Consider the following 13856-nt stretch of genomic DNA (forward strand, 5'->3'; position numbering starts at 1 on the left):
TGCCTTTGTTTTTTTAAAGATGTAAAACTGTAAATGCACCTTTACAGTTTTACTTCTTTATTTTTTTTAGTGAAATGCTTAAAAGATAGGTTTGTTCTTTTCATTAAAGCTTGTAGTTATCTGCTGTTCGAACTCATTGAAATGATGCTCTAATAGATTATATAAATAAGCATAGATAGTAAGTTTATCTTCTGCGATGACCAGAACAATACGAGAAAGTATCTTATGATGCTCAGGATCTATATACACCGATTTTCCATGACGTGCTGTGCTTTTAACATCTTTAAAAAAGAGTTCTTCATAATTCGTTGATTCGAATTCTTTAGTAGAGTTCTGTTCTTTTTTTACACGTCTTTGTTTCTTTGGTTCATCCACAGTATTTTCCTCTTCATCTCTTATACCAGGAGCATTGAGTTCAGCCTCTGTAAATCCATTAGGTCTCAGTCCATCCACCATTAGTGCCATCATGGCTTCCTCATCAATTCTAGGTTTCTTTTTGAATTCTTCTTCCATAATTTCTTGTTTTTATATCTGTTTATAATTCTGTCCTTTTAGTTATAACTCCTTTGTATCAGACATCAAACTGTATAAAGGTTTTATCAATAGTCTATTTATGTGTTTAATCGTTGGGAGCTATGTAAAGTCATAGCTACGATATTGCGTTTGTCCAACCAAAACATTGATTAGACAAATAACCAGAGATATAGACTATCAGTCTTATTAAAGGTATTTAAGCGATGTACTTGGCGTTCATTGCCTTGCTTATAAATAGCTGTTATTCAGATATTATTATTGAATTTTACAACTCTATCAATATGTTTTGAAAAAAGCAAGCGGGACTTGGGCAGAGCCCTAGTCGCTTGCCTTTTTACTGACGTTGCAAAGGGTTAGAGTATACTTAGGGTATACTCTGGGGCTTTCAGCCTTGTTAGAGATGTAATTTGGGTATACTTAGGGGTATACTCTTTTTAAGATTAATGAACTAAAAAAGATTTAGTATGAAACAAGTAGACACAAATAGTATTCGCTTTTCTAAGGCAGTCAATGAAAAGCTTGATAAGCTCGCTTTTGGATTTAAGCGAAGTAAGAAAGAGTTGTTTACCCAGATGGTTGATTACTTCTATCGAAGCAAGAAGGATCCATCAGACTTTGGTGACGAAGTTTTAAAAAGAGAATTATCCTCAGGTATAAGTAGGATCATCTCTTTTATAAGGCAACAAGAGAAAGATTTCCTATTGCCAAGCTTTACTGATGTGGGTCTTATAAAAGTTGCTATCGCTCATAATAATGATAAGCTTAGTAAGATTGATAGTCATTTAGTGAAAGAGACTGAGATAAGCTCTACTAACCTAAAGAATAGTCAAAACCTGCTAACAGCTATTAAAATGCTAATAGGTTATCAAAAACAAAAAGAAGAACTTAAAAAGCAGTTTAGTGAGCTTTTAGAGTATTATATCCTCTCTCGTGAGGAAATGGGTTGGACAACTACTAATGTAAAAAAAGAACAACTTGTAGAGCATGTAAGGCAATCTTTAAATAATATGTAGCTATGTTTATTAATATCACAGATTCAGAAACGGGGAACAACAAAGGCAGCTCCGCAAGACTTGTTAGGTATTTAGAAAAGGAAAACAAACTAAAGGCTGATAACACAGAGAAAAAGCTTTGGTTTACCAGTGATAGATTTGATGTAACCCATCAAGAAGTCAGAGTAAAATTGGACAATAATGTAGCCAAGCTTTGTAAAACAGATGATAAGTTCTTCTTAGTAAATATTAATCCCAGTGAGAAAGAGATTCTCTTTTTAAAACAAAAGTATGGAGAGGATTTGTTACAGCAGAAGCTAAAAGAGTACGCTACTGCTGTTATGGATGCTTATGCTTTAAATTTTAAGAAGGATGGTATCAAAAGTAATAAAGACCTTCTTTGGTTTGGAAAGCTTGAACACTTTAGATATTACGCCAATACGGATGAAAAGGTAAAAAATACAGAAGTGAGTGTTGGAGATATAAAAGAAGGTGAACAAATTCACTTACAGATTATTGTAAGTCGCAAGGATATAACCAATAAGATAAAGCTAAGCCCTAAGAATAATTCAAGGGGTAAAAACCAAGAACACTCCGCTAAGTTTGGTCAGTTTGACAACCTTGCTTTTAAAGAAAGTAGTGAGAAGCTTTTTGATCAGATGTTTGGGTATCAAAGAGAAATTAAAGAGAAACTTGTGTATTCTCTTACCATGGATAAGGGAGGTATTAATGACAAAAAAGTACTTAATGTATTAGAAAATATCGAAGGTAATTTGGATGAATCTAGTAAAGAAGAATACTTTCAAATTGTAAATAATATTTCACTAGATTCTTCATTCGATTTTGAAAGCTTTATTAATACAATGGAATTCAAAGGATTGGGATTATTTACAAGTCTATTACTAACAGATTACAATCAGCACTATCAAAATATACCACTGTATAAGAACAAGTTAAAAAGAAGAAAGCGCTAAGGCCTTTTTAAAAGTTCTTATTATTAGACCTTACTTGTAATCTTCACTTATTGTATTTTTTATCTATAGTCTAATAATATTGCTGTTTTTAGGCACAAAAAATAATTCTTATTATTTCACAAATAAACAAATACAGTACAAATTAAAACACATCAATTCCTATTTATTTATTATAATAAACACAAAAATATTATTTTTTAATAGATTTCTTTAATCATGTAATTTAAAGTTAATGTTATATTAAATTTAACATAATTAACCTTACATAAATAACATGAAAAAACAATTACTCTATACTTTTTTATTAAGTGTTTCTATAGCTAGTTACTCCCAGAAAATATTATGGGAACAAACACTAGGAGGAAACAACTCTGAATATCTACTCGATATGATTCCAACAGCTGATAACGGTTTTTTACTTGCAGGAGCAACTCAATCTCATAAAGGAGGCGATTTGAGTAAAGACCGCAGTAGCAATTATGACGCTTGGCTTTGGAAAATGAATTCTAAAGGCAAGAAAGAATGGGATCTGCGCATAGGAGGCAACGGAGATAACTATCTTAAAAGCATTGCTCATACTTTTAAAGATGGAGGTTTTATCTTAGGTCTTACCTCAAGTAGCACAAAAGACCTATATAAAACAGAAGAGTTAATTGGTCAAAGCGATGCTTGGATTATAAAACTAGATGCAGCTCGTAATGTTTTATGGCAAAAGAGCTTTGGAGGCGTAGAAAAAGAAGATTTAATAAAAGTCCTTCCGATTGTTGGTGGAGATTACTTACTTCTTATTAATAGTAATTCTTCAACTGGAGGAAATAAGTCTGTTTCTTATTACGGAGGTGAAGATATCTGGGTTGTTCGAATAAACTCAGAAGGGACTATCAAATGGCAGATGAGTTTTGGAGGAGAATATGACGATATCGCCTCAGATGTAATACAGACAAGTGATAAAGGTTTTTTAATTGGAGGATATAGCAACTCTGGTATTAGTGGTAATAAGACAAGTGAAGCATTTGGTAATAATGACTATTGGGTGATTAAAATTAGTGCTGATGGAAAGGAACTATGGCAAAAGTCATATGGAGCAGAAGGAAATGATCAATTAAAGCAACTACAAGAAGTCTCAGAAGATAGTTACAGACTTTATGGAATATCAGATTCAGGTGTAGGAACAGCTAAAAATAGCGGATTGCAATCAGAGGTAGATTATTGGTCATTAGATATAGATGGTCAAGGAGAGGCTAAACAAGAGCTCGCTTATGGTTATGGTTCTCGCAATTTTATAAGTAATGGTCTAGTTAAAGACAATGGTACAATCTTACTTGGAGGAACAACACTAGAAAAAACAAAGCAAGGAACTAAAGTAAACTTTTTAGGGACGCTTCTTAATAAAGAAGGAGATGTTATCTGGGAGAAAAGTATTTCTGGTAAGGGAGAGAATGTGCTGTCTAAACTGATAGAGACTAGAGATGGTGCTTATGTATTTGCAGGAACCTCAGATTCAAAACCAGATAGAGAAAAAAGTACTCAAAGAGGAATGAATGATTTTTGGCTTGTTAAAGTTAAGGGAAAAACTTCTGATAAGGATAAGGATACAGAAGAAACAAATAAGGAAACAAACAAAGAAAAATTAAAGATAGAGGCCTTTCCTAATCCTGTTGTTACTTATACTAATGTGGTTATTCCTATAGAATACAAAGCAGGTGTTTTAAAACTCTATGATATAACAGGTAGAATGCTGTATCACAAGACGATTAAAAATCAAACAGAACCACTTAATCTAAGTGGTTATCCAAAAGGAACCTACATTATATCTGTAAAGACAGATGCTATAGAAGGTGGTGTTAATGTTGTAAAAGAATAGATTATGATAAAAAAAATACTTTTAGGTGCCTTAATTACCTTAAATTTAGTGACTCTAAATACCCACGGACAAATAAAAAAAACAAATCCTGAATTAACATTATTTAGTAGTGGATCAGTAAATTCTAGTATGCAAACTAACTTAGGGAGTAACTCTTTTAGCCTTAATTTAGTTAATAACAAATTTCATAATATGAATTTCAGTATCGATTTACAGTATATTAATGGAAATGGAAGTAAGGTGGAAGATTCTCCTTCAGAAGTGGGACTTGGATGGTCGATTAATTCAGCAGGATATGTTCAGTTAACTGAAGGTTATTATATGCCTAGTGAAAGTGAAGAAACACAAGTATTATACCCAATTTTGGATTATCTACAACCTGCAAATTGGAGTACCGTAGATTATTTATCATCACTTTTAAATTTTACACCATCTAGCAATCCTTGCGCTATAAAAAATTCTAAAAGTTTATATAATGACTCAAAGTCTTTGATAAGTAATGTTTTTTCATTTAATTTCTTTGGTTATTCAGGAAATATTTTTTTTGATGAAAATAACGTTCCGAAACTTCAATCTAATAATAATCAATGCTTAGATGTAAAATTTGAATTTATTTCTGATTTACCAGAAAATCAAATAGGAGAAAAAGTAGACTACAACAAAATAAAGTTTAAAATTAACAGTCTAAAGGGGTATAAAAACAATGATCTTTATTCAAAACACTATAACATAGGTCATTACCCTGAACTAGCAGATGATTTTGTAAAGGTAAAAGATATTGAAGTAGGACGCATTACTTTCTATGATTGCCAAGGAAATCAATTTATTTTTGGAGGAACAGCAAATTCAATAGAATTAAGTAGGCGCGGTCATAATTTAATGACAAATGAGTTAACTATTCATAAAATATCCGTTAAACCAATTAAATGGAATCTCACCAAAGTTATATTAAGTAATGGAGAACAAATTAATTATAGTTATAATAGAGGGGATGTTATTTATAAATCAGAAAGTTTTATTGATTTTAAAGAAGGACATTATTATGTAAATAATGCATCAACACTAATACATGGTCACAGATATTTTCAAGGAGTTTCTATTAATGGCTCTATTATAAATCCATCTTATTTAAATTCTATAAACTATAAAGATTATAATATACAATTTGAATATTCAAAAAGTAAGCAGTTATTGAGAAATTTAAGTACATTAATTGATAAAAAAGTAAGTCATAACAAAAGTATTTTTTTCTTTCTCTATAATGATATACGAGGTACTGATTTTAGAAATGTTGATTTAAATCCACTTCAATTAAGTACTATAAAAATATCGAATAATAATATCATTACAGACAAAATAAGTTTCGAATATACAAAAAACAATATCGAAAGGCTAAAACTTCTATCTGTAAACAGACAAAACAACAACCAAAATTATCAATTTGAATATGAAAAAACCATGTTACCAAATTATGATAGTTTTAAAGAAGACTATTATGGTTATGCTAAACTAAACTCTAACCCTTCAATTATAAGAGGAAATGTATTTTCAAATTCTGATGATGAAGAAACCATTTCTCGTAATTCTAATATGAATTTTGAATTTAAAAATGATATTAACAAGAGAAATGAATATATTAAAAATAGGGAACCTGAAAATATTAGTAAATATCCAGAAATATTAAAAAAGGTAATCTATCCTACTAAAGGATATTTAGAATTCACATATGAAGCTAATAATTATAGTAAAGAAGCTATAAATTATCCTTTTGATATAAAGAACTATAGTTTAAACTTCAATGGAGGAGGTGTAAGAGTTAAGAACAGAAGTGAATATGATTCAGATGGTACTTTACTAACTTCAATAAGCTATAAATATGTTAACAATTACAATAGTAATAAACAAACAACAGTTTCTTCTGGTGTTTTAAATCACAAACCAACTTATTTTGAATATATTAAGAGTAACCAAAATTTAAATGGTTCTTGCACTAATATGCCAACTATTAATAATCTGGATTATTGGAATTGGTCAAGCAAAGATATTTTTCCTGCCAATTATTTAAGAGGAAATCATTTAACGTATAGTGAAATAGTAGAAATTGATGATTTTGACAATAGCTATACAATTTATAACTATTCCAATTTTGATAATGGTGTACACGATTTACCAATAATAAACTATGTATCTACTTTTAATCAATATTTACGTGATGAAAATAATAATCAAAACAGTAGTTGGAAAAATTATGATGTTATATCAAAAGCTATTTTAAGGGGATTGCTAATTAATACAAAAATGTATGATACCTCTTCCAAATTAGTTAAGGAAATAAATTACAAGTATAAATATGATGAATCTAATTTCATTCGAAAAATAACAAAAAGGAATGAAAAATTATATAACTCAGCGTCAGGAGATCTTGAAGGATGGTTGTTTATTGCCTCAAAAATTTATGTTGGAACTCCTTTATTAGCAAATAAAGAAGAGATAGTGTATGACAACAATAGTGCTCAGAAAAAGTTAGAAAGCTTAGAATATCATTATAAATATAATCTAATAACTCAGAGAACAGTATTATTTAATGATATAAAACTAAGGGAAAAATACAAGTATCCTTTTGATTATAACGAAGTTAGCTATAAGAATATGATTCAAAAAAATTACATATCTCCAGTTATTGAGAAAGAAAGTTTTATTAATGATTTTCTATTTAACAGAACCATTAATTCTTATACTATCAATTCTTCAAATAATAAGATGTACGTTCCAATACAAGTTGAAGAATATGGAAAAAACAATACTTTAGATAATACTTTTTACTATGATAAATATGACAATATTGGTAATATCTTAAGTCAAACTAATAATGATGGTACTAATATTCTGTATTTATGGAGTTATAATAAAAATAAAATAGTAGCTGAATTAAAAAATATTGATTACAATTCTTTAGTTAGTCGATTAGGCGAACAATATTTAATAAACATCTCAAATAGAATCTCTTGGACAGAGGCTCAAGAAATTGAGTTTAATACTAAGTTATTATCTCTTGGCACAGATATTTTGTTTGAGACGGTTTTCTATAATGATAAAGGTTTATTAAAGAGCAGATACTCTAATGGAAGTTTAGTTTTTACTTATACATATGATACATTTAATAGACTTACTCGTGTTACTGACGGGAAAGGGTTTATTATATCTGATTATGATTATAATGTTATTTATTAAAATAATAAAATATGAAAGCATTAAAGAACATAATAATATTTCTATGCAGTTTCTTGATTAGTAGCATAGGACTAGCTCAAACAACCTCAAAAAACTATATCAAGTCTATCAAATATCTTGAACCTGTAAAGGAAAATGAATTTGATACACAATTAAATGCGTTTGTAACTTATTATGATGGATTAGGCAGACCAATACAAAAAGTTGCAGCACATCAAAGTAATAATAGAAACGATATTGTCCAACATTTAGAGTATAATTTAAATAACTTAGAATCTAAGCAATTCATGTCTATTTCAAAAGAACCAGGAATTGATAATAGTAATACAACTCTAACTGAACCTAAATTAGGAAGTGATCAATATTATATTAAAAGAGATAGTAATGGAATAACAAAACCAACTAATGATACAAGTTACAAAGTTTATAGTGGCGATATTACTTCTGGTACAATAATAAGCTATGACGAAAAAATTGTTGATGGTACAGCTAGAATATATAAAGATGTAGGATTAATTACGGAACGTTATTATGTAGTAAATACTTATACAGTAATTAATGCAAAAATAACTAATGCCCATTTAAAAGATGGTGTAATAGAAAGTGTTGTCTCAAATAGATGGATACAACAAAAAGTTGATAACATTTTTAATATTACAATTTATAATGCTAGCCTTCGTGGTGTATTATTAAATCCAATCTTAGGACCATTTGATAAAGAAAATAAAGATGGGGATGTAATTTATAAGAATAATAGTAATTACGTTTTAGACATTAATAAAGCACTACTTTTTGGTAAAATTTATAATATTGATCTAAGTAGTTCTTTTGCACAATTAGGAGATGAAGAAACTGAAATGATTTCAGATCCCTCGCAATTAATTCTTGGTTTCTATGATGGCTTTTCAAAATTACCTCCTATTACTTTACCACCTGATATTTTAGAAAGATTAAATAGAAACTCAGGTCATTTTTTACAAAATGCAGAAAATAAAACTATTGACTACTATAAGACTCCTAAGTATCAGAACACAACTAATCCTTACAGTGAGACGCTATATGAGAAGTCACCACTTAAAAGAGTATTAAAAACAGGTGCTCCTGGAGAAGATTGGAAGATAAGTGGTAAGCATACAGTTGATTTTTCGTATCGTTTTAACACAGAAAATGAAGTAAAATACAGAAGTGTAAATGCTTCTTTTAATACAAGTAAAGGATTTTATGATTACAATACTGTAAGTAATGTTGGTAATGGTTTTTACCCCGCAAACTCTCTTTATGTAACCTCTGTATCTGATGAAAACGGCAATGTAACAGAGGAGTTTAAAGATCAAGAAGGAAAAGTAGTCTTAAAAAGAGTCTATAACAATATTCAAGGACTTCCAAAACTCTTTAATGCAGGCTCTAATACTCCTGTGTCAAATCCACTTCCTAGTGTAAGTAATATACTTGGTGATGAATTAAAAGGAAAGTCAGTACAAGATGTCATAGATAACCTTGATAAAATTGTTGATAACCTAGAGAAGAATGCTGATAAGGAAATTAATAAGGCAACAGATACAGCTAAGAACTTACCTAATAACACTTTTAAATCTTCTGGTGCAACCACAGGTACAGAAGAGACACTAGACACTTACTACATCTACGATCAGTATGGGAATTTATCTGTAGTCACTTCTCCGCTGTTAAACGGTGATGTTACTTTAGCGAATGTAGAAAAACTAGGTTATCAATATAAATACGATACAAAGAATCGACTAGTTGCTAAAAAATTACCAGGAAAATCATGGGAGTATATGGTCTATGATAAAGGCGATAAACTTGTGGCCTCTGGACCTGTGTATGATCCATTTGGAACAGAAACTAAAGGTTGGATAATAACTAAATATGATGCGCTTTCTAGAGTAGTTTACAGTGGTTTTTACTCTGCTACAGCTGTTAATGAAACTGGACGAAAGACTTTTCAGGACAATGTAAATACGAGCACTGTATCTTTTGAGAAAAGAGCTGGAGCTACTTCTGTTGATGGAGTTTCTATAGCTTACACAAATACAGTATTTCCAAAAGATGGTTTAACGTTATTATCTGTGAATTATTATGATGATTACTCTTATCCAGGTGCTCCATCTACTCGCGTTACAACTGTAGAGGAGCAAGCTGTTATACAAAATGTTAAAGGACTACCTACAGGAGTTTGGACAAGAGTAATTACAAAAGCATCAGAGCGTTTAGGTGATTTAAGTTATATCTTATATGATTACAACAGTAGACCCCTTAAAAGTTATACAAAGAATTACTTAACAGGGTACACAGAAGTAGACACTAAATATTCTTTTACAGGTCTGCCTTTAAAGGTTACTACTAAACATCAAAAAGATAATTCAACTCCTTTAGTTACTGTATTAGAAGAGTATGTTTATGATCATGCAGAAAGACTACTATATCAAACTCATAAAGTTAATAGTCTAGCTGAAGTAGTTGTTTTTGAAAATGTGTATGATGAACTAGGAGCTTTAGAGAAAAAACGCATTGGAGGAAAACGCTCTAATACCACTCCAACAGCGAGTACATTCTTACAAGAATTGCAGTATAAATATAACATAAGAGGATGGCTTACAGAGGTCAATAACGCCAGTAATATAAATCAAGTAAACAATGGTAAAAGCTCTTTGTTTGCTTTAAAGCTTAATTATAATAAACCAGAGCAAGGTCTTACAGGAATAAAACCGCTTTACAATGGTAATATCTCAGAGCAAATCTGGACAAGTGGTATAGACAATAAAAAAAGAGGTTATGGTTATGTGTATGATGGTGTAAATAGATTAATCTTGGGTTCTTTTAAAGATCCTGATTTAAACACAGTCTCTAAAGCTAATCTATATGATGAAAAACTAGAATATGACAAAAATGGGAACATTTTAAAACTAGACAGAAATGGAGCTTCTCTAGCAGGAGTAACAACAGCTATCGATAAACTTAGCTATGGGTATGAAGCAGATAGTAATAGGTTATCTACAGTAAGGGATGCCAGTGGTAACCTAGAAGGATTTAAACAAGGGAATACTACTGGGGTGGATTACGCTTATGATGATCTAGGAAATCTTACTAGTGATAAACACAAGAAAATAACTAAGATCAAGTATAATCACTTAAATTTACCTGTAGAGATTAACTTTGGAACAGATAAAATAGAGTATCTTTATACAGCATCAGGAGAGAAAACACAGAAGAAAGTAACTGAGAGAGGAGTAGTTACACTAACGGATTACTTAGGAGGATTTCAGTATGTAAATAGTAAACTTAGTTTTTTGCCTACAGCAGAAGGATTCTTTAATGCAGAGACTAATGCTTATGTGTATCACTATAAAGACCACCTAGGTAACGTAAGACTGTCTTATAGTGATAAAGATGGGGATAATGCGATACAGTCTAATGAAATTATAGAAGAGACGAACTATTATCCTTTTGGACTTGCTCATACGGGCTATAATCAGAAGAATGATGCTCTGATGAAGGATTATAAGTATCAATACAATGGCAAAGAGAAACAAGAGGAATTAGGGCTAAACTTCTATGACTATGGAGCTCGTAACTATGATGCTGCTATCGGTAGATGGATGAATGTGGACCCGCTGGCGGAGGAATTTGATGAATGGACACCATATCATTATGTACACAACAATCCGATTAATTTGGTTGACCCGACAGGGATGAGTGCGCAAGGCCCTCAAGATCCACCAGAAGGGAAAAGTGAAGTAGCAGTTGATGGAGGAACTTTAAATGAGATTGTAATAAATGTTGTAGGTAAAGTTTCTGAATTTACTAATGGGGCAAGTGATGGATTCAAAGGAGGTTGGAATAGTACAAAAAATTTTGTTAGGAGTTTAGGGACTGAAGATGGATGGCTAAATCTTGTTAGATCTCAAGAATTAATGTTTAGCCCTGCAACAAATTCTAATGGGGATTCATATTTAAAAGAAGAAAGAAAACAAATATATAACTCAGCAAAAGAGACGTTTAATAATTTAGACCAATTTACTGCATATGATTGGGGATATGGAGTTGGATACACATCTGAAAAAATACTAGAAGCTTTAGTTATAAAACATACTACAGCTAAGATGGGGTCTATAAATTATTTTGGATCTCGAGGAGGGTATGGATTATTTGGGAAAAAGGGGTTAAAAATTGGAAACTACAAAATGGAATTAATGTATTCTAATCCTTCTGCTGGATTTGGATCAGGAACTATATTTTCATTAAAGCAAATGAAGAATGGAGGAGCATTATTTCGTTTAGATTATGGTATATTGCATAATACAAGTAATATGGGGCTACATTCAACAATTAGATTTTATTGGGGAGGTGTTAAATATGGTAATACAGCCCAAAGAACATGGTACCCTTCTTCTTTTCAAGCTCCTTTTTTTAAAACCTTAAAATAATGAAATATATTAAAATGCATAAAGAAAATTTATTATCAGTAAAATCGGATAATATTTTACTTAATAGTAGTACTTTTATTGAGATCTTAGAGCTTTTTCATAAAGAAGCTCATGGAGCTTTTTATATAGAAGGAAGTAGAGAGACGTATGAATATGACACTAGTGTGATAAAATGTCAAATAGAAAAAACTCTAAAAAATGGAAAAATATTACAATATTCTGATTTTGAAACTATAATAAGTGGAGTTAATATAAACAGTGAGTTAATATCTGTTTTATGGAGATTTTGGTTTGCATATGAGCATGTGATGATTTGTTTCTTACTAGATGATATAAATGAAATTAATTTAAAAAGAAATAGTTGGTATGAAATTACAGAGCGTTATAAATCATATGTGTTATTTAAAGGAATAGAAGAAGATACTATTTTGATAGGTAAAAGCGAAGAACTAAATTTTGATTTTTTAATGTAATTCTTAAAGATAGTCAAAAGGGAGGTATTATACCTAAGAATAGTATAGAGATACTGTTTTGTATTATGTGGAGCGAGTCATCTCCTAAGACTGATGAAAATTTATCATGATACTTTTAACTAGATACAGGAGTAAATTTGTATATTCATTATATTAAAACGATTCTAATCATAGTTTAAAGATTTCGTAATTAGGTACTCATTTCAATTTAAAAAAAGCGAACATCCCTATTTATAAAGCATACGGAATAAAAGTGGCTAACCCTCTTTAAAAAAGAAAAACCTACACCTTAATTTAGATGTAGGTTTTACATTTAAACTTATTCCTGAAATAATTCTTGAAAACATTCAACATCTTTAATAAAATTGTTCGATATTTGTCTCTTTGGGAGTACAGAAAATCCTAAGTTAACTCTTGGGATTTTTTTTTGCCCCTATAGAACTATCCCCCCCTTAGATAGTTCTGTTACAAGTAAATTTCTTTAACTCGGAAAACGCATTAGTCATATAGCGTAATTTAAATCTGTTTTAGGTTCACATAGTGCACACATCACATGGTTTAACATACTTATATGTCTATTGCGCAGTTCGAGTGTAATTTTTGTTTCTTAAATGATATGAGTGCATTCGTAATTAGTTTAAAAGATAACGGAAAGTATAAGTACACTTTTGAGCACAGAAGAGGTAAGACTCTTATGACTAGTGTAGAATACCCTAGTGTAGAAGCTGTACAAGCAAATATTCAATTCCTCAGAACCAACTTCGATTCTTTAAACTTCATCAAATTTAAAACACCTGCAGGCAAACATTTCTTTAGATTAGCTATAGATAAAAAAATATATGCTAACAGCAGAAGATTCACTACTGAATTAAGATTTGAAAAAGCCATAGGAGAGATTTCTTCTAACTTTTCTAATGCCGAAATACTAGATCTTTCGTTTGATATATTCGGGGATTTTCCCTCAGATGATATCTTTAACGCAGAATAGGTCTAAGTCTTATAAACACTAAGAAACTGATTAACAACAGCTAGTCATTTTTATTCAAAAAAAAGCAACAAAACACTTGCCTAATAAATAAAAAAGACGCTATATTTGCACACGCAATCACGATAAGTGTGCGGTCAATGCCAATTGAGCTCGAGTGGTGGAAGTGGTAGACACGCTGGACTTAAAATCCAGTGGGTAGTAATGCCCGTGCGGGTTCAAGTCCCGCCTCGAGTACCAAAAAGGGATCAATCTCAAAAGTTGTGTTTATGCATAAAGTTTAGTCAATCTGTATAAGAAGAAGTCAATATCTCTTACTCCTCTAAATTGAGCCCTGAATGCTTTAATTTTGGCATTA

The 13856-nt window shown here is 30.7% G+C and carries 8 protein-coding genes, 1 tRNA gene and 1 pseudogene; 8 read left to right on the plus strand and 2 right to left on the minus strand.

Annotated features, from left to right (window positions below; genetic code table 11):
* Positions 1-78: 78 nt before the first annotated feature.
* Positions 79-513 carry a DUF3408 domain-containing protein gene (locus tag CF599_RS14345; protein WP_121966694.1) on the minus strand — a complete coding sequence of 145 codons (435 nt, stop codon included), beginning with the start codon at positions 511-513 and terminating at the stop codon, positions 79-81.
* A 485-nt stretch (positions 514-998) separates the two neighbouring features.
* Here CF599_RS14345 and CF599_RS14350 point away from each other — a divergent pair, with 485 nt between their 5' ends.
* The 8 genes from CF599_RS14350 (at position 999) to CF599_RS14385 (ending at position 13738) form a co-directional block, all read left to right on the plus strand.
* Positions 999-1547, plus strand: a complete 549-nt coding sequence (locus CF599_RS14350) for a BfmA/BtgA family mobilization protein (RefSeq protein ID WP_121966695.1) — start codon at positions 999-1001, stop codon at positions 1545-1547.
* A gap of 2 nt (positions 1548-1549) precedes the next feature.
* Complete coding sequence (locus CF599_RS14355; protein WP_121966696.1) at positions 1550-2500, plus strand: DUF5712 family protein; 951 nt, start codon at positions 1550-1552, stop codon at positions 2498-2500.
* Between the two features lie 274 nt (positions 2501-2774).
* Entirely contained in the window at positions 2775-4364 is a 1590-nt protein-coding gene (locus tag CF599_RS14360; protein ID WP_121966697.1) for a T9SS type A sorting domain-containing protein, read from the plus strand.
* Positions 4365-4367: 3 nt separating this feature from the next.
* A complete protein-coding gene (locus CF599_RS14365; protein ID WP_121966698.1) occupies positions 4368-7595 on the plus strand; it encodes an RHS repeat domain-containing protein in 3228 nt (1075 codons plus the stop codon).
* Positions 7596-7606: 11 nt separating this feature from the next.
* The gene (locus CF599_RS14370) at positions 7607-12040 is read left to right on the plus strand and encodes a DUF6443 domain-containing protein (RefSeq protein ID WP_121966699.1); all 4434 of its coding nucleotides are present in this window, start codon (positions 7607-7609) and stop codon (positions 12038-12040) included.
* Positions 12040-12513 carry a hypothetical protein gene (locus tag CF599_RS14375; RefSeq protein ID WP_121966700.1) on the plus strand — a complete coding sequence of 158 codons (474 nt, stop codon included), beginning with the start codon at positions 12040-12042 and terminating at the stop codon, positions 12511-12513. Before CF599_RS14370 ends, CF599_RS14375 begins: the two co-directional genes overlap by 1 nt.
* A 616-nt stretch (positions 12514-13129) precedes the next feature.
* Positions 13130-13501: a hypothetical protein gene (locus CF599_RS14380; protein ID WP_121966701.1), complete on the plus strand. Its 372-nt coding sequence runs from the start codon at positions 13130-13132 to the stop codon at positions 13499-13501.
* Positions 13502-13649: 148 nt separating this feature from the next.
* Positions 13650-13738 (plus strand) — tRNA-Leu (locus tag CF599_RS14385).
* Between the two features lie 27 nt (positions 13739-13765).
* Here the strand turns inward: CF599_RS14385 and CF599_RS19930 are convergent.
* Positions 13766-13856: pseudogene (locus CF599_RS19930) on the minus strand (transposase); the annotation flags it as partial.

The organism is Myroides sp. N17-2 (genome assembly GCF_002286775.1).
Lineage (GTDB): Bacteria > Bacteroidota > Bacteroidia > Flavobacteriales > Flavobacteriaceae > Flavobacterium.

Bases quoted from the DNA above. Each gene is read 5' to 3' on its own strand.
- CF599_RS14345 (WP_121966694.1), bottom strand. From the start codon at position 513: ATGGAAGAAGAATTCAAAAAGAAACCTAGAATTGATGAGGAAGCCATG.
- CF599_RS14365 (WP_121966698.1), top strand. From the start codon at position 4,368: ATGATAAAAAAAATACTTTTAGGTGCCTTAATTACCTTAAATTTAGTG.
- CF599_RS14375 (WP_121966700.1), top strand. From the start codon at position 12,040: ATGAAATATATTAAAATGCATAAAGAAAATTTATTATCAGTAAAATCG.
- CF599_RS14380 (WP_121966701.1), top strand. From the start codon at position 13,130: ATGAGTGCATTCGTAATTAGTTTAAAAGATAACGGAAAGTATAAGTAC.
- CF599_RS14355 (WP_121966696.1), top strand. From the start codon at position 1,550: ATGTTTATTAATATCACAGATTCAGAAACGGGGAACAACAAAGGCAGC.
- CF599_RS14370 (WP_121966699.1), top strand. From the start codon at position 7,607: ATGAAAGCATTAAAGAACATAATAATATTTCTATGCAGTTTCTTGATT.
- CF599_RS14350 (WP_121966695.1), top strand. From the start codon at position 999: ATGAAACAAGTAGACACAAATAGTATTCGCTTTTCTAAGGCAGTCAAT.
- CF599_RS14360 (WP_121966697.1), top strand. From the start codon at position 2,775: ATGAAAAAACAATTACTCTATACTTTTTTATTAAGTGTTTCTATAGCT.